The organism is Hymenobacter coccineus, from assembly GCF_001816125.1.
Taxonomy (GTDB): Bacteria; Bacteroidota; Bacteroidia; order Cytophagales; family Hymenobacteraceae; genus Hymenobacter; species Hymenobacter coccineus.
The window spans coordinates 1-20,277 of record NZ_MDZA01000306.1; the positions used below are offsets into that span (position 1 = coordinate 1).

The following is a 20,277-nucleotide window of genomic DNA, read 5'->3' on the forward strand; positions in this document are numbered from 1 at the left end:
GTGCGCCGCGCCGGCCCCGAAGCCACCGCCGCGCTGGCCGCGCCCGCCCCGGCCGGTACCCTGGCCGATGCCCGCATCTACTACCATGGCACGGCCCCGCACGACGCCGGCGGGGGCTCGGCCGCCATCGGCAACGGCCTCGACCGCGCCGATGTGGTGACCTATGCCGGGGCCCCGCACCCTTACCAGGTGCTGTGGACGCTCTCCGAGCCGTTTGCGGCCCCCGAATGGTTTCCCTGCAAGCAGGTGCTGACGGACAAGGCCGACTCGTCGGACGTGTGGGTGACGACCACGGTGCCCAACAAGGTGGGCTCGAATGGGGTGCTGGCCCGCACCGTGCCGCTGCCCGGCAACCGGGCGCGCTACGAGTGGAAATCGCGCCAACCCATTGCTTACTACCTCATTTCGGTGGCCGTGGCCCCCTACGTTGAGTACGTGAACTACGCCAACCCCGCCGGGGGCCCCCGCGTGCCCATCGTGAACTACGTGTACGACCAGGCGGCCCTCAACTTTTACCGCGCCGAAATCGACCGCACGCCGGGTTTCATCGAAAACTACGCCCGCCTGGTGGGGCCCTACCCGTTTGCCACCGAGAAGTACGGCCACAGCATGGCCCCCCTCGGCGGTGGCATGGAGCACCAGACCATGACCACCCAGGATGGCTTCGACTTCGCGCTGACCGCCCACGAGCTGTTCCACCAGTGGTTTGGCGACAACGTGACCTGCGCCAGTTGGGCCGACGTGTGGCTCAACGAAAGCTTTGCCTCCTACGGCGAATACCTTTCCTACCAGGCTTTTGGCCAGCCCGCCGACCCGGCCAACTGGCTCAACCAGGCCCGGGGCTATGCCCTGCGCAACCCTGGCAGCGTACTCGTGCCCGATACCACCGACGTGGCCCGCATCTTCAGCTACGACCTGAGCTATAAGAAGGGGGCCCTGGTGGTACACATGCTGCGCAACCTGCTGAACGACGACGCCAAATTCTTCCGGGCCCTGCAAACCTACCAGCAACGCTTCGCCGGCGGCACCGCCCGCACCGCCGACATGCAGGTCGTGTTTGAGGCCGAAGCCGGCCGACCGCTGGGCTACTTCTTCCAGCAGTGGGTGCGGGGGCAGGGCTACCCCTCGCTGGCCGTGACCTTCAACCAGGTGGGCAGTACCGCCACCGTGCGCACCCGCGAAACAGTATCGCAACCCGCCGTAACACCCTTTTTTGACCTCGACGTGGACTACCTGCTCACCTTCACCGACGGTACCTCGCAGCGCCTGCGCCGCCGCCTGTCGCAGGCCGCCGATGCCTTCGACGTGCCCGTGGGCACCCGCCAAGTGGTAAGCATCGCCGCCAACCCCGACCAGGCCCTGCTGCTGCTGGCCAATTCCAGCGGTACCGACGCCTCGCTGGTCCTCAGCGCCAGGGCCCCCGCCGGGCCCGCGCTCGGCGCCTTTCCCAACCCGTGCCGCGAGGCGCTGCACCTGCCCGCGTTGCTGGGCCCCGCCACGGCGGAAGTGTTTGACGCCACCGGCCGCCGCGTAGCGGTGCAGGCCGTGCCGGCCACCGGGGCACAGGTGGCTACCCAGGCTTTAGCCCCAGGCCTGTACCTGCTGCGCCTCACCGATGCCCACGGCACGGCCGTCGGCCAGGCCCGCTTTGCTCGGGAATAGCCTTTCGGGCGTTGGCCTAAAGCAGCGCGGCCCGGCGACTTTTCAGTCGTCGGGCCGCGTTCACGCTGATTCGGAGCCGCTGTTATTTTAGCGAGTGTAATCCGGCGCAGCCCTGCGGGCAATTTGCCGGCCTCCGTTTTGCCCACGAGTAATTCGCTCCGGGGCCCTAATGAATTATAAGCTTGTGTAAGCCAGCCGTTTTTCCCGCTCCTCGGGGGTGGGCGGGGGGGCGTCGAACACCGTGCGCAATAGGTCCTCGAATGGCGTGGCGGGCGTGAAGCCGGGCTCCAGCACGGGGTTGACGGCCACGCGGATGAAGAGGGGCTGGCCGTTGAGGCTCACCAAATCGAGCGTCACGAGGCCGTAGCGCTGGTTGCACCGGCCACTATCGGGGCAATCGGTGGGCGGCGGCTTGAAGAGCTGCTTGAAGGTGTGCTCGCGCAGGCTCTCGTGGCGGCGGGTACACTCGTCGGCGGAGGCGCGGTGGTAGCCCAGGGACACCATCTGCTCGCCCACGTACTCATAGAAGTGCCGGAAGTTGCCGGATCCTCCGAAGTCGTCGTCGTCGTAGAACAGCATGGCGCCCTGGCGGCCGTCTTCGCGCAGCGGCTCGGCCCGCAGGCCGTGCCGCCGGCCCGCGCCGCCGCGGTGCAAGTGGTAGGCCTTGTAGTAGGGCCCCAGCCAGTTGCGGTAGATGCGCCCGGCCACCCACTGCGCGTGCCGCTTGGCCTGCGCCGCCGTGAGGGCAAACGGCTTCCAATCACCGGCAGCGGCCGATGGGGGAGACGAAAACAAGGAGCGCAGGAAAGACCGCACGGCCGGGTGGAAGGTGAGAAGTAACAGTGGAGTGCAACCCCCAGCGTTTTCAAATAGTTTTAATATTTTTCGGGCTTTTGGGCCCCGGGGCGCGCATAAAAAAGCCGGCTCCCGGGCGGAGGCCGGCTTTTTTTAGGGTGAAGGGCCTACTTAACGCGCGTCCAGGCTTGTGATTTTCCGATGAGCGAAAAGCCGATGTAGCCTTTCACTTCCATCGCGTTAGCACTCTCCATCTTCATGTAGCACGAGTAGGTTTTGCCGCTTTCCGGGTCGTAGATCTTGCCGTCGTCCCACTTGTTATCGTCGTCGTACTTGAAGCCCTGCATGAACACCAGGCCCAGGCGCGGGCGGCTACGGAGCTTGGGGTCAGGGTTTTGTGAGTCGGTTTTGGGCTTGCCCGTGGCCGGGTCGTTGGGGGTGGCAAGGGTCACAATTTTACCGCATAGCTTGTCGCCGCACTTATAAATCTCAAACGTGGCCTTTTTCTCGGCATTGGTCCACACGCCCAGCGGGCTCAGTGTTTGGGCCGAGGCCAGGCGGCTACCGGCCAGCGCCAGCACAACCAACAGGAAAAGCAGTTTTTTCATGGGTGGGGAAAGGAAAATTTTATGAGGTAAGGGTGAAGTAAAAAACGCTGGGGAAAAGGTAAGGCAAATACTTGGGCCCACCGAATGCCGCCCCGGGGCCGGCCAAGGCAAGTTTGCGGCCAAAGTGAGCGGCCGCGCGCCAACCAAAAAAAACGCCCCAACCGGGTAAAATCAATGGCCCTGAAAATCAGCCTGCCACCGCCAAATTTTGCCCTTTTCCAATAAAAGGCCCCCAATAATTTTGAACCTTACGCCAGGCTTCTAACTTTGACACTCAGTAGCGAGTGCTACGACCCCGCCCAAGCAACCCTAATGTGCTGGGCCGCGCAGGCGGGGCTATGTGGAACGTAAAGAAAGGAGGTACAAAATGTCTAGTAGTCCCAACCAAATCCTGCCAAGCCTGTCCAATGTCGTACGCATCACCGCCGTGCGCGCTTAGATAACAGCTATGCGGGGCCACGCTAACCTTTAGCGCGGACCTACGTTGGCCCAGGTCTTACTGTTAAAGACGCCGGAGCTGTACCCCAGCTGCGCCGTTTGGTAAGATTTGAAGGATTAGATGCCCGGTTTGCCACTCGTTGGCGAACCGGGCATCGCTTTTTTAGGGCCCCCAGCAACGGGCCTCGGGGGCATTAGTCCAGCACCCGCCGCACCTGCAAAAACCGGGTTTCGTAGCCCGTGCCCTCAATGGCGCTGACCTTCACGCCCGACTCGCGCTGCGCCGAGGAGGCGTGCACGAAGCGCACCGGCAGGGCCCCCGCCGCCGAAACCACGATGCCCGCGTGGCCGGCCGTGGTGCTGCCCGGGGCGTGCCGGCAACACCACCAGGTCGCCGGGCCGCGCCGCGGCGCGCGGCACCGCCGCCCCGCGCCAATGAGTAAGGCCGTGGAATGGGGTACGGCCACGCCGAAGCGCCCGTACACGTACTGCACGAAGCCCGAGCAGTCGAAGCCCGCGGTGGGGCTGGTGCCGGCGTAGCGGTACGGGGCCCCTAGCTGCCGCAAGGCCAAAGCCACCACGCTGTCGGCCCGGCTACCCGCCGGGCCCCGGCGGGAGGCGCGGGGGGGCGCACCGCTGTAGATGCGGCCGGGACGGGCCGCGCCGGGGCTGCGGGTTTGGGCCGAGTAAACAGCCCGACAATGGCCGCGGCCAGTCCAATAAAAATCAACCAGATAATGCGCATGGGCCAGCAGGGGCGGGGCGCTAGGGCCCCAGCGGCCTAAACGCAGCCGGGGCCCGCTAGGTTGGTGGCGCGCCGGGGGGCTTACTTTGCGGCTTGGCTTTTTACCATTTTTTCCTTTGACGATGCCCAACTACTTCCGCCTGCTCGGCGGCTTGGCCGCCGGGGCCCTATTGGCCGCGCCCGCCGGGGCCCGCCCGCTGGCCCCGGCGCCCGCCGTGCCCACGCTGCGCTACACGCTGGCCATGCCCGCGCCCCAAACCCACTACTTTGAAGTAGGCGTGGCCCTGAGCGGTTTCGTCCAAGACTACACCGACGTGAAGATGCCGGTGTGGGCCCCGGGCTCGTACCTGGTGCGCGAGTACGCCAAAAACGTGGAGGGCTTCCAGGCCACCGGCGCCAATGGCCAGGCCCTGGCGGTGGAGAAAATTGACAAGAACACCTGGCGTGTGCGCCACCCCAAGCAGGCCGATTTCAAGGTGGCCTACCGCGTGTACGCCTTCGAGCTGAGCGTGCGCACGAGCTTCATCGACGCCGACCACGGCTACCTCAACGGCAGCAGCGTGTTCGTGTACCCGGCCCTGAACAAGGGCTTGGCGAGCACCGTGGCGGTGCAGCCGGCCGCTGGCTGGGCCCAGGTGAGCACGGCCCTGCGCCCCGTTGCGGGCGGCGCCAAATTTACCTACCAGGCCGCGAGCTACGACGAGCTGGCCGACTCGCCGATGGAGATCGGCAACCAGAAAGTGCTGCAATTCACGGCCAACGGCACGGTGCACCAGGTGGCCATGTACGGCACCTACCAGGTGGACGAAACCCGCCTGCTGGCCGATATGAAGAAGATCTGCGAGGGCGCGCAGGCCGTGGTGGGCCAAAACCCCTTGGACCACTACCTCTTCATCGTGCACAACCTGGAGCGCGGCGGCGGGGGCCTGGAGCACCTATACTCCACCACGTTGGAGGTGAGCCGCACGGCCTACAACACGGAGGCCGGCTACAAGGGCTTCCTGCGGCTGGCGGCCCACGAGTACTTCCACCTCTACAACGTCAAGCGCATCCGCCCGGTGGCCCTGGGGCCCTTCGACTACGACAAGGAGAACTACACGCACATGCTCTGGGTGAGCGAGGGCATGACCGAGTACTTCGCCAACCTCATCAACGAGCGCACCGGCTTCTACGATCAGCAAGGGTATCTCGACCACCTGGCCAGCACCATTGGCACGGTGGAGAACGCGCCTGGCAACAAGGTGCAATCGGCCTCCGAGGCCAGCTTCGACGCCTGGATTAAGTACTACCGGCCCAACGAAAACTCGCCCAACACGGGCATCAGCTACTACGACAAGGGCGAAACCATTGGCCTGGTGCTCGACCTAATGATCATCAACGCCACCCAGGGCCAGAAGCACCTCGACGACGTGTTCCGCCTGCTCTACGACACCTATTACAAGAAGCTGGGCCGCGGCTTCACCGACCAGGAGTACCAGGACGCAGTGGCCACGGTGGCGGGCCAGCGCTTCGACGATTTCTTCAAGCAGAGCGTGTACGGCACTAAAACCGTGGACTATGCCACGGCCTTCGGTTACGCGGGCCTGGGCTTCAGCAGCGCGCCGGCCAACCCCAACGGCACGGCGGGCGCCACGTTCTCAACCCGTACCGGCCGCTTGCTCGTCACGGGCGTAGAGCGCGACGGCGCCGCCTGGACCGACGGCCTCAACGTGAACGATGAGGTGCTGCTCATCAACGGTGCCGCAGCTGCGCAGGAAAATTTCGAACCCGTACCCGGGGGGCCCGCAACTACTCTGCGACTGCGAGGTAGTTCGCCCGGCACGCCCCTCAAGCTGCAAGTGCGCCGCGACGGCCTCCCGCGCGAACTCACCCTGACCTACCGCGCCGACCCTGACCAGCGCTTCACCGTTCAGCCGCTGCCCAACCCCACCGCCGCCCAGCAAAAGGTGCTGGCCAAGTGGCTGGGTAAATAGGGCCCCGGGCGCTTTGCTTCGGCCAAAAAACAGGGCCCCCACGCAATTGCGTGGGGGCCCTGTTTTTTGGGCTTAATCGGCGGTTTTAGCGAATGCGCGTCAACGCTACCTCGCGGGGCGGGGCGATGACGAGCGGGACCTTTTCCACCTTTACCGAAGAGGTATCGAGGCCAAAGTACTGGTCTTCGGAGGCAATAAACTGCTTGATGTAGAAGTAGGCCTGCATAACGAGCTTTTCCTGGGTGGGGAAGTCGTTTTCTACGCTTAGGAACTTCTCCAGCACCACGAAGCGGAAGTCGCCGGTGATGTGGCGCTGGCTGAGGGATTCGTAGCGCGAGGTGATGTCGACTTCCTTGTTGCGCACCAAATCTTCCACCACCTTGCGGAAGTAAAGGTTGATGCGCTGCTGCACCCGGAAGCCCAGGCGGAAGGTGATGCGGAACACGTCGTCGGACGCTACTTCGCTCACCTTGTACTCCATCGTGTAGGGCTCGTCGGTGGTTTCAACGTGGATGAACCAGTAGATGTCGGCCCGTTTGGGGCGCTTTTGGAAGATGGAGTAGATAATTTTCTGCTCGATTTCTGAGCTGCGCTCTGCCCCGGTGAGGAACACCAGGTGGGTGGAGTATTTCGGGATGCTCTCGTCGTCGCTCAGGCGTTTGAGGCCCTCCACGTAAGGCTCCAGCTTCACGAAATCGGTGAGGCGGCGCTTGATGTAGTAGGCCTTGAGCCACACGTACATCACGCCCATGAGCGAGGCCCCGATGGCCAGCGACACCCAGCCGCCGTGCGGAAACTTCACTAGGTTGGCAATCAGAAACGAGCCCTCGATGAGGCCGTACACCAGGGCGAACAAAATAACCAGGGGCCGGGCCACGCGCTTGGCCCGCAGCCAGGTGACGAGCAGCACCGTCGTCATCAGCATGGTCAGCGTAATGGCCAGGCCGTAAGCGGCTTCCATGTTCGAGCTTTCGCGGAAGAAGAGCACCACCCCGATGCAACCGATGAGCAGCAGGCGGTTCATGCTGGGCACGAAGAGCTGGCCCTTTACGTCGGTGGGATAATTGAGCTTCACCTTGGGCCACATGTTGAGGCGGATGGCTTCGGCTACGAGCGTGAACGAGCCCGTGATGAGGGCTTGCGAGGCGATGATGGCCGCCACCGTGGCAATGCCAATGCCGATGAGCAGGAACCACGGCGGCATCAGCTCATAGAACGGGTTGCGGCCGCCCAACTGCTGGCCCTGGTGCGAAAGCAGCCAGGCCCCCTGGCCCAAGTAGTTGAGCAGTAGGGCAGTTTTTACAAACGTCCAGCTGATGCGGATGTTGCCCTTGCCGCAGTGGCCCAGGTCGGAGTATAGGGCCTCGGCCCCGGTGGTGCAGAGGAACACGGCCCCCAGCAGCCAGAACCCGCCGGGGTAATTCACCAGCAGGTCGTAGGCGTAGTAGGGGTTGAAGGCCTTGAGGATGGCCGGGTCCTGCACAATCCAGCTCACGCCGAGCACGCCCAGCATCGTGAACCACAGGAACATGATGGGCCCGAAGGCTTTGCCCACAATCTGGGTGCCAAAGCTTTGCAGTAAAAACAGCCCTGAAATGATGCCAATGACGATGTACACCACCATGTTCTGCGTCAGGCCGGGGTACACTTGCTTGAGGCCCTCAATGGCTGAAGCCACCGAGATGGGCGGCGTAATCACACCGTCGGCCAGCAGCGCCGAGCCCCCGATGATGGCCACCGCCGAGAGCCAGGCCCCGCGCCGGCGCACCAGCGCGTAAAGCGAGAAAATACCGCCCTCGCCGTTGTTGTCCGCGTTCAGCGTGAGCAGCACGTACTTGATGGTGGTTTGGAGCGTGAGCGTCCAGATAACGCACGAGATGCCGCCCAGCACCAGGCGCGGCTCGATGAGGGCCGGGACAATGGCCTTCATCACGTACAGCGGCGAGGTGCCGATATCACCGTAGATGATGCCCAGCGCAATGAGCAGTCCCGCCCCGGAAATGGCGGTGTGCGAGTGTTTGGAATCCATAAAAACGGGGTAGTTGTTTTGGAATGCGGGGGAGAGAAAGTGGGAGCGACACACCCGTAGGGGCCCCACTCGCGGTATTACGTTCGCAGGAACAAGTTGGCCGCCGGCGGGCCCCAGCCGGGCAAGCCCCCCGGCCCCGGGGCATCCGGCTCATCTGTTGGCCCCGGGGCCCCTTCAGCTGCTGTAGCCTCTGCCGCCGCGGCAGCTTCAGTTGCGGTAGCTTCGGCGGCGGCAACTGCGGCCAGGGCCGCCGCGGCTTCGGCCGCGCCCGGTCGTGAGCGTGGCCGATGCGGCGGTTTAGCTCGGCCACGAGGCGCTGCCAGGGCGGCGTTTCGCCCGGCAGGCAAAATGGGCGGCTTCGCGGCCCAGCCGGAACAGCCGCAGGCGGTTGGTACCGCGTTGCCCGTAGGCCAGCAGCAGCGCCGCCCCGGCCATGCCGGCCATGGCGGGCACGGTGCGCAGCCCGTTTTGCAGGTACACAATCATCACGCCGGCCAGGCTGAGGGCCCCCAGCAAGTACCACAGCAGCCAGCGCACGCGCAGTACGTCGGCCCGCTCCAGCTCCCGCAGCGCGTAAGCCTGGCCCCGCACGGTAACGGAAGTGGCCGTCAGCACGAAGTGGCCATCGGCGCTGCGCAGCGTGGGGACCCCGGCGGCCGGGTCGGGCGGCAGGGGCGGGGCCGCAAAAGCCGCTGCGGAGGGTTCCGCAGCGGCTTCGGGGTAGGGGCCGGCGATGGGGCCCTTAGTTATTTACTTTCAGCAGCTCCACGTCGAACACCAGGGCCGCGTCGGGGCCGATGTCGCGCCCGGCGCCGCGCTTGCCGTAGGCCAGGTCGGAGGGGATGTACAGGCGCCACTTTGAGCCCTCGGGCATCAGCTGCAGGGCTTCGGTCCAGCCGGCAATTACGCCGTTCACGGGGAAGGTGGCGGGCTGGCCGCGCTGGTAGCTGCTGTCGAACACGGTGCCGTTGGGCAGCGTGCCGTGGTAGTGGGTCGTCACCGACGATTTCAGGGTCGGCTTCTTGCCGCTGCCCTCGGTGATGATTTCGTACTGCAAGCCGCTGGGCAGCGTGGTGACGCCGGCTTTCTGGGCGTTTTCGGCGAGGAAGGCTTCGCCTTCGGCTTTGTTGTTGGCCATGGTATTGGGGTCTAAATCGTTGTCGTCGTTGTCATCGTCGCCGGGGGCCCCGCCGAGCTGCTCCTGCAGCTGCTGCATGGCAGCTTGCATTTGCTCGGGGGTAAGCTGGCTGGGCAGGCCCTGCATCCCTTCCTTAAGGGCGGCGGCCAGGGTATCCAGGTCTAGCTCCAGGCCTTGCTGGGCAAAATTACGGGCCAGGTCGCGGCCGATGATGTAGCTCACCTGCTGCTGGTTGGTGTCAAGCGTCATGTAAAAGGGTGGTTGAGATAGGAGAAAAACCGGCCGCAAAGGTCGGCACCGCGCCGCGAACGGCCCACAAAAAAGCCCTGCCACCGGGCAGGGCTGTTGCCAATACGGGCCGCCGCGAGAAAAAGCTGCCGCCTAGCCGTAATGCGCGGCGTCTTCGCCGTGCAGGCTGAAGTGCAGGTTTAACGAGCGCAGGCGGGCGGCCAGCAGGCCCAGCGAGCCGAAGCCGCCGAGCAGCAACAGCGAAGAGAAAGTGGTGGATTTTTTCATAACAGTGTAATTGATAAGGTGGTGTAGTAAGACTGCAAAGATACGCCACCCCAGGTAATTTGTTATGCATGCAGCATAAAAAGAACGATTGCGTAAACCTTTTCTTCTTAAAATTTCAATTAGAAATTATATACTGCCGGTCAGCCCCTTCTTTTTTCTGCCATGCTGCCTCGCCACGACCAACTTATTGCTGCGTGATGCTGCCGGCGCTGCTTCACAAAGCCAGTAGCCCTGCGGCAGGGCAGCAGGGGCCCCGGCGCGGCTTTAAGGCTGCCGTTGCAGCGACGACTCGCGTACGAACAGCTCGGGTTGGAGCACCACCTGGCGCTGGGCAAACGGCGCGTGCGGGGCCGCCGCCAGCTCCAGAAACAGGCGCACGGCGGCCTCGCCCATCTCCTCGCACCGCTGGTCGACGGAGGTGAGCCGCGGCTCGGTGATGGCCGTGAAGCCCTCGTTGCTGAAGCCGGCCAGGGCAATGTCGCGCGGAATGCTAATGCCCTTTGATTTAAGCAACTGCATAGCCCCCAGGATGGCCGAGTCGCCGGCCGCGAACACGCCATCGACCGGGTTGGGCAGTGCCAGCAGGCGGCGCATGGCCGCGGCGCCGTCCTCGGTGGTCATGTCGGAGTAGTCGATCAGGGCCTCGTCGGGGGCGATGCCGAAGGCGGCCAGCGCGTCGAGGTAGCCCTGGCGGCGGTGGCGGTAAATGTTGATGTGCTGGGGCCCCGCCAGGTGGGCCACGCGGCGGCAGCCCTGCTCCAGCAGGTGGCGCGTGGCTTGCAGGGCCCCCTCGTGGTCGTTGAGCACCACCGAGTTCACCTGCTCGCCGGCCGGAATCCGGTCGAAAAACACCAGCGGAATGCCCCGGCTCCGCACCTTGTCGAAATGGTGAAACTCCTGGGTATTGCGCGCCAGCGACACCAGCACGCCCGCTACCTGGGCGTTGAGCAGCGTTTCCACGTTGCGCCGCTCAAGCTCCACGTTTTCGTGCGACTGGCAGACGATGACACTGAACCCGGCCTTGCTGGCCGCCTGCTCAATGCCCTGAATGACGGAGGGGAAGAACTTGCCTTCGATGTAGGGCACCACCACGCCCAGCAGCCGGCTCTGGCCCCGGCGCAGGGCAGCGGCCAGGTGGTTGGGCTGGTAATTAAGCTTTTTGGCTAGCTTCAGCACCCGCTGCTTGGTGGCGGCCCCGATGCTGTGGTGGTCGCTCAGGGCCCGCGATATGGTCGTCATCGACACGCCCAGCTCGCGGGCCAGGTCGGCCATTGAAACCGCGGATGGAGAAGTGGAGGACGTTTTTTTGGGGGGAAGGGCCATGCGTGGGGCGGTACCTGGGAAGAACAAAAAGCCCGGCGCTGACACAAATCTAGCGCAATTTCAGCGCAACAATAGCCGCGCTAGGCTACAGGTACGGTTCAGTTGAGCGTGGCGGCAGGCGTCGTTTGAGCTAATGCCGAAAGTGCTAAGTGATGCATATGACTAGCTACCCACAAACGTTTGTGGGTAGCTGGTCACTTATTTGCATCTTTGCAATATGCATCAAATAATTGATTGTCAATAAATAGAGGATATTTTCTGATTTTTGCAGGTAGGGTATCGGTTGGCCATCATCAAATTAGGTTCATATTTACACAATCGATTATGTCTTAATTCAGTCCATGAAAAAGCTACTGTTTGCGTTATTATTGCTAGCTGGCCGGGGGGGGCTTGCGCAAACAGCGCCGTCCGCCATTCCCATCCACGACCCGGTGCTGACGCGGCAGAACGGCACCTACTACCTGTTTGGCACGGGCAACGGCATCACGGTGTGGTCGTCGAAAGACCGGCAGCACTGGACGGCCGAGGCGCCCGTATTTGCCGCGCCGCCGGCTTGGGCGGTGCGGGCGGTGCCGGGCTTCAAGGGGCACATCTGGGCCCCCGATATTTCGCTGGCCAACGGGCAGTACAGCCTGTTTTACTCCATCTCCACGTTCGGCAAAAACCGCTCGGCCATTGGGCTGGCCACTAACAAAACGCTGGACCCAAAGTCGCCTGATTTTAAGTGGGTGGACCACGGCGAGGTGCTGGCCTCGGTGCCGGGGCGCGATATGTGGAACGCCATCGACCCCAACCTGGTGCGCGACGAGCAGGGCACGCCGTGGCTGAGCTTCGGCTCGTTTTGGAACGGCATCAAGCTAGTGCAGTTGCGCCCCGACCTGGGCGGCCCGGCTGTGCCCGCGCAGTGGCGCACGCTAGCCCGCCGCCCCCGCGCCGCCGCCCTGGCCGATTCGCTGCCCGGCGACGGCGCCATTGAGGGACCGTTCGTATTCCGGCACGGCGGCTACTACTACCTGTTTGCCTCGTTCGACTATTGCTGCCGGGGCCCCCAGAGCACCTACAAGATGGTGGTGGGCCGCGCCAAGGCCGTTACGGGGCCTTATCTCGACCGCGCCGGCACGCCTATGGAGCAGGGCGGCGGCACGCTCGTGCTGCAAGGCGACGCCAACTGGTTTGGGGTGGGCCACAACGCGGTGGTGAGCTTCGACAACGCTGATTACCTGGTGTTCCACGGCTACGACGGCCACGACAACGGCCGCTCCAAGCTGCGTATCGAGCCCCTAGCCTGGGGCCCCGAGGGCTGGCCCACGGTGGCCCCAGCTGCTAAATAATTCCCACAACTCACCCTTTGTAGTTTCATGCAGAACGTGTTAAACAAATTTGCGCTGGCAGCGGCCGGGGCCCTGGGCCTGCTGCTGGGGGCCCCGGCGCGGGCCCCAAGCCCCCGCCGCGGCGCCGGCCGCCGGCGGCAACCCCGTCATCAAAACCAAGTTCACCGCCGACCCCGCCGCCATGGTGCAGGGCGGCACGGTATACCTCTACACCGGCCACGACGAAGCCCCGAACGACCAGGAGCGCTACGTGATGCACGAGTGGCTGTGCTTCTCCTCGACCGACATGGTGCACTGGACCGAGCACCCGGTGCCGCTGAAAGTCAGCGACTTTGCCTGGGCCAAGGACGACGCCTGGGCCTCGCAGGTGATTGCCCGCAACGGCAAGTTTTATTGGTACGCGGCCGTGGAGCACGGCACCGTGCGCGGCAAGGCCATCGGGGTGGCGGTGGCTGACAACCCCGCGGGGCCCTTCAAGGACGCCCGCGGCTCGGCGCTGATTACCAACGACATGACGGAGAGCAAAATCACCTGGGACGACATCGACCCCACGGTCATCGTCGACGCCAAGGGCCAGGCCTACCTGTTTTGGGGCAACACCAACTGCCACTACGCCAAGCTCAAGGCCAACATGACCGAGCTGGACGGCCCCATCATGACCGTGACCGGGCTGCCGCGCTTCACGGAGGCGCCCTGGGTGCACCAGCACAACGGCTGGTACTACCTGAGCTACGCCACCGAATTCCCCGAAAAAATTGCCTACGCTATGAGCCGCAGCGTGGAGGGCCCCTGGCAGTACAAGGGCATTTTGAACGAGCTGGCCGGCAACAGCAACACTAACCACCAGGCCATCATCGACTTCAAGGGCAAGTCGTACTTCATTTACCACAACGGCGGGATGAACGAGCACGGCGGCAGCTTCCGCCGCTCGGTGTGCATCGATTATCTCAACTACAACTCCGACGGCACCATCAAGCGCGTGCAAATGACGACTGAAGGGGTACAGCCGGCCAAGTAAGCTGCTTGCTGGGGCCCCAGGCGCTGCTGGTAGTGTATCTGTAGTGCGTCGGTGGCGCGTTACCAAGGCTAAAAGGCCGTCATGCAGAGCGCAGCGAAGCATCTTTTCCGCAGCAGTAACCATGATTAGTTACGCGGGAAAGATGCTTCGCTGCGCTCTGCATGACGGCCTTTTAGCAATTAAGCAATCTGCTGTAAAACAGCGGTCTATCAGCTAGTGCACTGAGAACCGATAGGCGGCGGGCGTGAGGCCGGTTTTGCTTTTGAACAAGCGGCTGAAGTACTGCGGGTACTCGAAGCCGAGCCGGAAAGCGGTTTCGTTGACCGTGAGCGAAGTGCTGAGCAGCAGCTGCTTGGCCCGCTCGATTAGGGCGTGGTGGATGTGCTGCTGCGTGTTCTGGCCGGTGAGGGAGCGCAGCAGGTCGCTGAGGTAGGCCGGCGACACGTGCAGCGCGTCGGCGAAGTGCTGCACGGTGGGCAGTGGCTGCTCGCCGCCCTGGGCAAAGTAGGCGGTCAGCAGCGCCTCGAAGCTGCTGAGCAGGTCGTGCTCGGCGGGCCGGCGCGTGAGGAACTGCCGGTGGTAGAAGCGGTTGGCGTAGTTGAGCAGCACGTCGAGCTGCGACACCAGCACGTCCTGGCTGAAGCCGTCGGTGGGCTGGCCGTACTCCAGCTGCATGCTGTGCAGCACGCCGTCGACCATGGCTTCCTCGCGGGCCGAGAGGTGCAGCGCCTCGTGCACCTGGTAGGAGAAAAAGCCGTAGCCGGCCATTTTCTGGGCCAGCGGGTACTTGTGCAGCAGGTCGGGGTGGAAGGCAAGCAGCCAGCCGCTGAGCTCCGACGTGTCCACGGTTTCGTTGTTCTCGCACATTTGCCCGGGTGCGTAAAACGCCAGCACGCCCTCGCTGAAATCGTAGGCGCGGTGACCGTATTGGATGGTGCCTTTCAGGTTTTTCTTCAGCGCGATGATGTAGAGCTGCCGAAACGCCGGGCCCACCAGGGACGGCGCCGGGGCCCCGCGGTGCTGGGCCAGGTCGACGATGGTGAGCAGCGGGTGCGCCGGGCTCGGAAACCCAAAGTGCTGGGTAAAGTCCGATACCGAGGCCAGCACACGGAAGTCTTTGGCAGTGTGTTTCATAGGGTAAATTTAAGGGTTAAACGTGCTGCGCTAGGAAAGACGCTATTTCCGGGTTTAGCTCCTCGTGAAAACGGGCCCGGTCGAAGCCTGGTGGGTCTTGCGAGGGCGGAAAGTCGGGGCTGACCCGCGCCGCCGGAAACGGACTCAGGAAGGAAAAATGGCCGGCGTTGGCCACCACCCGGTGCGTGAACTGGGCCGGGTCGGGCACCCCGTCGCGCACCAGCTGCGCGTATTCTGGGGGCGTGTGGGCGTCGTGCTCGGCCGAGAGCAGCAGAATGGGCGCTTGCACCTGGCGCAGGGCCCCCGGGTGGCTGAACCACCCCGTGGCCGGCGCCAGCAGCACCAGGGCCCGCACGCGCCCATCGGCCACCGTGGCCACCGGCTCCGGGGCCCCGGCTGGCGACTCCCGTGGCCCCGTCATCGGCAGGCCGCCCGCCAAGGCGAGAGCCGCGTAGCCGCCCATCGAGTGGCCGACAATTGCCACGGCGTTAGGCTTCAATACAGCTGCAAATTGCGGGTGGTGGAGCAACGCATCAGCGGCCAGTTGGAGGTGGTGGGGGCGGGCCACCAGGTTTTGGGCGGTGTACTCCCAGGTGTTGTTGCCGCGGTGGTTGAAGGGGTGTTCCGGCAGGCCCACCACGAACCCGTGGCGGGCCAAGTAATGGGCCAGCGTGCGGTACACCAACGGCGTGCTGCCGCCGCCGTGCGACACCAGCACCAGCGGCCACGCGCCGGCTTTGGGCGGGGCCTTTAGCGCGACGTTCAGCTCGTAGGGCCCCAGGCTTTCCGGCCAGCCCGGGGTGCTGCTGGGGTACAGCACTGTCAGCGGGAAGCTAAGGTTCATCGCCTTATCCTCGACTGCCAGCACGTCGTAGCCTACGTAATCGTTCATCTTGGCTGTTTTAACGGCAAATTCGCCCTGCGCAACGGCAACGCCCAGCCGGGCCACCGCGCGGGGCACTAAAACCCGGCCGGATACGCCGCGCCGGCCGCGCTGCCCACCGGCATGATGGCGTCGAGGGCCCCCAGCTCGGCCGCGGTAAGTACGATGCTAGCGGCGTCGACATTGGCCTCTAGGTACTTGCGGCGCTTAGTGCCGGGGATGACTACTACGTCCTGCGCCAGTACCCAAGCCAGGGCCAGCTGCGCGGCCGTCACGCCTTTGGCGGCGGCGAGGGTTTGCAGCTTCTCCACCAGGGCCAGGTTCTGGTAGAAATTTTCGCCCTGGTAGCGGGGGAAGAAGCGGCGCGAGTCGTTAGCTTCGAAGTCGTCGGGCGTCTTGATTTCGCCCGATAAAAAGCCCCGGCCCAGCGGCGAGTAGGCCACGAAGCCGATGCCCAAGTCGCGCGTGGCCTGCACGATGCCTTCGTCCTCCACGCGGCGGTCGAAGAGCGAGTATTCCGATTCGAGGGCCGAAATGGGGTGGATGGCGTGGGCGCGGCGCAGCACGTCGGCGGGCACTTCGCTCAGGCCCAGGTAACGCACCTTGCCTTCTTCCACGAGGCGGCTCATGGCGCCCACGGTGTCCTCAACGGGGGTGGCGGGGTCCACGCGGTGCAGGTAGTAGAGGTCCACGTAGTCGGTGCCTAGGTTGCGCAGCGAGCGTTCGATGGACTTGCGCACGTACTCCGGCCGGCCGTTGTAGCCACCGGTCCAGTTTTCGGCGTCGTCCACTTCGAAGCCAAACTTGGTGGCAATGGTGAACCGGTCGCGCCGGCCGGCGATGGCGCGGCCCACCAGGCGCTCATTCGACATGGGGCCGTAGAGGTCGGCCGTGTCGAGCATGGTGACGCCCAGTTCCAGGGCCCGATCCAGGGTGGCCAGGCTCTCGGCTTCGTCGGCCGCGCCGTACACGCTCATGCCGTTTATGCCGCCGGTCATGCCCATGCAGCCCAGGCCTTCGACGGATACTTGCAGGCCCTGGGTACCCAAGGCTACTTGTTTGATGGTGCTCATAATTAATTGGTTGTAATGCTCAATAAAGCGGGTTGCTTTACTGTGCAAAGGTCCGGGCGCATCCCGGGGCCCCAGCTACACAAACCGCTGTTTGTGGTATACAAAACGCTGCGCCGGGGCCCCCGCCGTTGCCCCGCCGGGGCCCTATTGCCAGCCCGCCACGGGGTGGCCGCCGAAGATGCCGCGGTTCACGGCGGGCCCGAAAATGGGGTAGGGGAAGGTGGGCTCGGGCGCACTGGCTTCGTTTAGGGCCCCCAGCTGCGCGGGCGTGAGGCGCAGGTCGAGCGCGGCCAGGTTGTCGGCCAGCTGCGCCGTTTTGCTGGCCCCGATGATGAGCGAGCTTACGCCCGGCTGCGCCGCGGCCCAGGCCAGGGCCACCTGCGCCAGCGGCTGGCCGGCCTCGGCTGCCACCGTCCACAGCGCGTCGAGCACGGCCCAGTTGCGGTCGGTGAACTTGCTGTTGCCGAACGGATTGGGGCCGGTGAGGCGACCGTCGCCGGTGGCCCCGGCGCCTTGGCGCTGGTACTTGCCGGCCAGGAAACCGGCTGCCAGCGGGCTCCAGGGCACAATGCCCAGGCCCAGGGCGCGGGCCGCGGGCACGTACTCGCGCTCGATGGTGCGCTCCACGAGCGAGTACTCGAGCTGCATGGTCACGGGGCCCGGCACGGCGTGCGCGGCGGCCAACGTGGCCATTTGGGTAGCGTACCAGGCGGGCATGTCGGAGAGGCCGAAGTAGCGGATTTTGCCGGCCCGCACCAGGTCGCCGAGGGTTTGCAGCACCTCGTCGGCGGGCGTCACCGCGTCCCAGGCGTGCAGGTAGTACACGTCCACGTAGTCGGTTTTGAGCCGGCGCAGGCTGCCTTCCAAGGCCCGGTAGATGTTTTTGCGGCCGTTGCCGCCGCCGTGGGGGTTGCCGGCCTGGCCGTTGAAGCCAAACTTGGTGGCCAGCACCAGCCGGTCGCGCAGGCCGCGCGCGGCCACGTAGCCGCCCAGCAGCTCCTCGCTGCGCCCGCCGGCGTACACATCGGCAGTGTCGATAAAATTGCCACCGCCGTCAACGTAGGCATCAAAAATGGCCTGCGACACGTCGTCGGCCGAGCCCCAGCGCTGGGTGCCGAACGTCATGGTGCCCAGGGCGAGCGGGCTGACCACCAGGCCGGAGCGGCCCAGGGTGCGGTAGTTGGTAAGGGACATAAACTGGGGTTAGCAAAGGGTGAGGGAGGGCCCCGGCGGCGTCCGCCGGGGCCCCGCAAAGGTCTGGGCGTGGCCCGGGGCCCCGGCTATACAAACCGCGGCTTCTGCTACACAAAACGCAGCAGGCCCCGGTTGTCAGCTTGCCCGACGAGCAAGCTGAACAACCGGGGCCCGGCGGGCGCCTGGTTTGCGCAGGGGTGGCTAGTTGCCCGCTGCTTTTTATTCCGCCGTCAGCTCCAGCACGTGGCTGGTGAGGGCCTTGGCATCGGAGTCGCTCACGAGCACGCCCACGTTCAGCAGGTAGTCGCCCGAGTAGGTTTGGCCGTTGGCGGGCAGCGCCGATTTCTGGCCGGGCATCAGGTTGATTTCGGTGAGGTGGTAGCGGCGGGCGGGGTCCAGGCCCTGGAGCTTCACGGGCAGCACCGTTTCGTGGAAGCGGGTGCGCAGGTTGTAGCCAAAAAGCACGGCTTTTTGCTGGTTTTCGCCCACGTACATCAGCGCCGCCTGGTTGCCCTCGTAGGGCGAGCGCAGCTTGTACAGGTCGCCCTGGCCCACCACGGGCCCCAGGCGCCGGTTGTCCTTCACGGCCTGCTGGCTGAACTGCAGCTCGGCGGGCGTCATCTTGGCCACCTCAATGTCGTAGCCGAGCTTGCCCATCATGGCCACGTCGGTGCGGAATTTCAGGGTTTGCTGCTGGTTCCAGTTGGTGACGTGGCTAGCTAGCGTGTTGGAAGGAAAGAAGTTGAGGAAACCCCACTGGATGTACACCCGCTCCAGGGCGTCGGTGTCGTCGCTGGGCCAAAACTCGGTGAAGTACTTCAGCCCGCCGTAGTCGGCCCGGGCCCCGCCGCCCGAGCACAGCATCATGGGCACGTGCGGGTACTTCTGGCGCACGCGGTCGAGCACGCGGTACAGGCCCCGCACGTAGTCCACGTACAGGTGCGACTGGTCTTTGCCCAGGTGTTGCGAGTACCCGTTGGTAATCATGCGGTTGCAATCCCACTTGAGGTAGGCCGCGCCCTGGCCCAGCTGGGCGTCCACGATGCCGTACACGAAATCCTGCACCTTGGGGTTGGTCAGGTCCAGCACCAGCTGGTTGCGGTAGTAGTCCTCGGGGCGGCCGGGCAGCTTCAGCACCCAGTCGGGGTGTTTCTCATAAAGCTCGCTCTTGGGGTTCACCATTTCGGGCTCAATCCAGATGCCGAACTTGATGCCTTCCTTGGCCGCGGTTTGCACCAAGTGGCCCACGCCGTGGGGCAGCTTGGCGGTGGTGGGCTGCCAGTCGCCGAGGCCCTGGCGGTCGTCTTTGCGCGGGTACTTGTTGCCGAACCAGCCGTCGTCGAGCAAAAACAAGTCCACGCCGAGCTTGGCCGCGTCGCCCATTAGGGCGTCCAGCTTGGGCTCGTCGAAGTCGAAATACGTGGCCTCCCAGTTGTTGAGCAGCGTGAGGCGCGGCTGGGTGCCGTCGAGGGTGCCGCCCTGCTGGCGGGCCCAGCGGTGCAGGTTGCGCGCGGCCTGGCCCTTGCCCTGGGTGCTGTAGGTAAAGATGAATTCGGGCGTGACGAACGGCTGCCCGGCCGGCAGCGTGTACTCGGACGCGTAGGGGTTGATGCCGGCCGACACGCGCAGGGCCTGCTCGTTGTCGAGCTCGAAGGCCAGGCGGAAATTGCCCGTCCAGGCCAGGGTGCCGGCCAGCACGTCGCCGGTGGTTTCGGTGGCCAGCTGGTCGAGCGAGAGGAAGAACGAGGGCGTCTGGTACATGCCGGCGCGGGTGCCGAGCTTGGTGTCGAGCACCTTCACGCCGCTGGTGAGCTGGCTTTCCTGCTGCTGGCCCTCCTCGGCCCAGTCGCCGTGCAGCTGCGTCAGCCAGTAGTGGGGGGCCTCAAAGTGCAGCATGGCCGAGGCGTAGTTGGTGAGCACCACGGGCTTCTTCTCGCGGTGCACAATCTCGGTCCAGGTCTTGATGACGTCCTCGCGCTGGTAGGCCACGAAGTGCAGCTGCACCTCCACGGGGTACTTGGGGTCGCGCAGGCGCACGGTGGTCGTGGTGGCGCCGGCGCTGGTTTGGGCGGTTTCCACGCCCGCGAAACCCAGGGCCAGGCCGGGGTTGCCGTCGGCGTGCACCACGCGCAGGGCGGGCTCAAACAGGTTGTCGGTGCCGGCGGGCGGGTAGGCTTCGTGGCGCTGGGGCAGCGGCAGGTAATCGGCGGCCGTGGCCAGCCGGGGCCCCAGGTAGGTTTGGTAAAGCTTCTGGTTTTTGCCTACGGCCAGCACCAGGCTCACGTGCGCGGTTTCGACGACGATGGGCGGGGGGGCGTCCTGGGCACGGGAGGCCAGGGGCAGGGCAATTAGCAGCCAGTGAAAAACGCGGGGAACTCTCATCAGAGGGTGGTTGGGCGGATAAGCGGATGGGCGCG

17 protein-coding genes are annotated in these 20,277 nt (G+C 64.8%); 4 read left to right on the top strand and 13 right to left on the bottom strand.

Features of this window, described 5'->3' with window-relative positions:
* The coding region (locus tag BEN49_RS15680; RefSeq protein WP_125916934.1) for a M1 family metallopeptidase at positions 1-1,662 on the top strand (1,662 nt) is incomplete at its 5' end.
* A 174-nt stretch (positions 1,663-1,836) separates the two neighbouring features.
* Here the strand turns inward: BEN49_RS15680 and BEN49_RS15685 are convergent.
* The 3 genes from BEN49_RS15685 to BEN49_RS28145 form a co-directional block, all read right to left on the bottom strand.
* Complete coding sequence (locus tag BEN49_RS15685; protein ID WP_125916936.1) at positions 1,837-2,478, bottom strand: hypothetical protein; 642 nt, start codon at positions 2,476-2,478, stop codon at positions 1,837-1,839.
* A gap of 146 nt (positions 2,479-2,624) precedes the next feature.
* The gene (locus BEN49_RS15690) at positions 2,625-3,065 is read right to left on the bottom strand and encodes a DUF2147 domain-containing protein (RefSeq protein WP_070744946.1); all 441 of its coding nucleotides are present in this window, start codon (positions 3,063-3,065) and stop codon (positions 2,625-2,627) included.
* 632 nt (positions 3,066-3,697) lie between these two features.
* Positions 3,698-4,081: a C40 family peptidase gene (locus BEN49_RS28145; RefSeq protein WP_158022965.1), complete on the bottom strand. Its 384-nt coding sequence runs from the start codon at positions 4,079-4,081 to the stop codon at positions 3,698-3,700.
* 289 nt (positions 4,082-4,370) lie between these two features.
* On the opposite strand from BEN49_RS28145, the gene BEN49_RS15700 reads away from it, so the two are divergent.
* The gene (locus BEN49_RS15700) at positions 4,371-6,221 is read left to right on the top strand and encodes a M61 family metallopeptidase (protein WP_083326157.1); all 1,851 of its coding nucleotides are present in this window, start codon (positions 4,371-4,373) and stop codon (positions 6,219-6,221) included.
* An 85-nt stretch (positions 6,222-6,306) separates the two neighbouring features.
* Here the strand turns inward: BEN49_RS15700 and BEN49_RS15705 are convergent, their stop codons facing one another.
* The 5 genes from BEN49_RS15705 to BEN49_RS15720 all read right to left on the bottom strand — a co-directional run bounded on the left by BEN49_RS15705 (position 6,307) and on the right by BEN49_RS15720 (position 11,176).
* Positions 6,307-8,250, bottom strand: coding sequence for a KUP/HAK/KT family potassium transporter (locus tag BEN49_RS15705; RefSeq protein WP_070744948.1), 1,944 nt, complete (start codon positions 8,248-8,250; stop codon positions 6,307-6,309).
* Positions 8,251-8,547: 297 nt separating this feature from the next.
* Complete coding sequence (locus BEN49_RS15710) at positions 8,548-8,865, bottom strand: DUF6232 family protein (RefSeq protein WP_070744949.1); 318 nt, start codon at positions 8,863-8,865, stop codon at positions 8,548-8,550.
* Between the two features lie 127 nt (positions 8,866-8,992).
* Entirely contained in the window at positions 8,993-9,637 is a 645-nt protein-coding gene (gene bamJ, locus BEN49_RS15715) for a BamJ family beta-barrel-assembly machinery protein (RefSeq protein WP_070744951.1), read from the bottom strand.
* Between the two features lie 132 nt (positions 9,638-9,769).
* Positions 9,770-9,904 carry a hypothetical protein gene (locus BEN49_RS30170; protein WP_262490209.1) on the bottom strand — a complete coding sequence of 45 codons (135 nt, stop codon included), beginning with the start codon at positions 9,902-9,904 and terminating at the stop codon, positions 9,770-9,772.
* A 264-nt stretch (positions 9,905-10,168) separates the two neighbouring features.
* Positions 10,169-11,176, bottom strand: a complete 1,008-nt coding sequence (locus tag BEN49_RS15720) for a LacI family DNA-binding transcriptional regulator (RefSeq protein WP_158022967.1) — start codon at positions 11,174-11,176, stop codon at positions 10,169-10,171.
* Between the two features lie 392 nt (positions 11,177-11,568).
* Here BEN49_RS15720 and BEN49_RS15725 point away from each other — a divergent pair, with 392 nt between their 5' ends.
* Positions 11,569-12,558: an arabinan endo-1,5-alpha-L-arabinosidase gene (locus tag BEN49_RS15725; protein WP_070744954.1), complete on the top strand. Its 990-nt coding sequence runs from the start codon at positions 11,569-11,571 to the stop codon at positions 12,556-12,558.
* 49 nt (positions 12,559-12,607) lie between these two features.
* The gene (locus BEN49_RS15730) at positions 12,608-13,576 is read left to right on the top strand and encodes a glycoside hydrolase family 43 protein (RefSeq protein ID WP_239691965.1); all 969 of its coding nucleotides are present in this window, start codon (positions 12,608-12,610) and stop codon (positions 13,574-13,576) included.
* 213 nt (positions 13,577-13,789) lie between these two features.
* Here BEN49_RS15730 and BEN49_RS15735 read toward each other — a convergent pair whose 3' ends face one another.
* From BEN49_RS15735 to BEN49_RS15755, 5 genes are all read right to left on the bottom strand, one after another.
* On the bottom strand, positions 13,790-14,710 hold the full coding sequence (locus tag BEN49_RS15735) for a helix-turn-helix domain-containing protein (RefSeq protein ID WP_070744956.1): 921 nt from the start codon (positions 14,708-14,710) through the stop codon (positions 13,790-13,792).
* 16 nt (positions 14,711-14,726) lie between these two features.
* Entirely contained in the window at positions 14,727-15,602 is an 876-nt protein-coding gene (locus BEN49_RS15740) for an alpha/beta hydrolase family protein (protein WP_070744984.1), read from the bottom strand.
* 68 nt (positions 15,603-15,670) lie between these two features.
* Positions 15,671-16,666 (bottom strand): aldo/keto reductase, encoded by a 996-nt coding sequence (locus tag BEN49_RS15745; RefSeq protein ID WP_070744958.1) that lies wholly within the window; start codon positions 16,664-16,666, stop codon positions 15,671-15,673.
* Between the two features lie 144 nt (positions 16,667-16,810).
* A complete protein-coding gene (locus tag BEN49_RS15750; protein WP_070744961.1) occupies positions 16,811-17,860 on the bottom strand; it encodes an aldo/keto reductase in 1,050 nt (349 codons plus the stop codon).
* 219 nt (positions 17,861-18,079) lie between these two features.
* On the bottom strand, positions 18,080-20,242 hold the full coding sequence (locus BEN49_RS15755; protein WP_070744963.1) for an alpha-galactosidase: 2,163 nt from the start codon (positions 20,240-20,242) through the stop codon (positions 18,080-18,082).
* Positions 20,243-20,277 lie beyond the last annotated feature (35 nt).

Coding starts and splice junctions, on each gene's coding strand:
- BEN49_RS15690 (WP_070744946.1), bottom strand. CDS start 3,065: ATGAAAAAACTGCTTTTCCTGTTGGTTGTGCTGGCGCTGGCCGGTAGC.
- BEN49_RS15700 (WP_083326157.1), top strand. CDS start 4,371: ATGCCCAACTACTTCCGCCTGCTCGGCGGCTTGGCCGCCGGGGCCCTA.
- BEN49_RS15705 (WP_070744948.1), bottom strand. CDS start 8,250: ATGGATTCCAAACACTCGCACACCGCCATTTCCGGGGCGGGACTGCTC.
- bamJ (WP_070744951.1), bottom strand. CDS start 9,637: ATGACGCTTGACACCAACCAGCAGCAGGTGAGCTACATCATCGGCCGC.
- BEN49_RS30170 (WP_262490209.1), bottom strand. CDS start 9,904: ATGAAAAAATCCACCACTTTCTCTTCGCTGTTGCTGCTCGGCGGCTTC.
- BEN49_RS15720 (WP_158022967.1), bottom strand. CDS start 11,176: ATGGCCGACCTGGCCCGCGAGCTGGGCGTGTCGATGACGACCATATCG.
- BEN49_RS15725 (WP_070744954.1), top strand. CDS start 11,569: ATGAAAAAGCTACTGTTTGCGTTATTATTGCTAGCTGGCCGGGGGGGG.
- BEN49_RS15735 (WP_070744956.1), bottom strand. CDS start 14,710: ATGAAACACACTGCCAAAGACTTCCGTGTGCTGGCCTCGGTATCGGAC.
- BEN49_RS15740 (WP_070744984.1), bottom strand. CDS start 15,602: ATGAACGATTACGTAGGCTACGACGTGCTGGCAGTCGAGGATAAGGCG.
- BEN49_RS15745 (WP_070744958.1), bottom strand. CDS start 16,666: ATGAGCACCATCAAACAAGTAGCCTTGGGTACCCAGGGCCTGCAAGTA.
- BEN49_RS15750 (WP_070744961.1), bottom strand. CDS start 17,860: ATGTCCCTTACCAACTACCGCACCCTGGGCCGCTCCGGCCTGGTGGTC.
- BEN49_RS15755 (WP_070744963.1), bottom strand. CDS start 20,242: ATGAGAGTTCCCCGCGTTTTTCACTGGCTGCTAATTGCCCTGCCCCTG.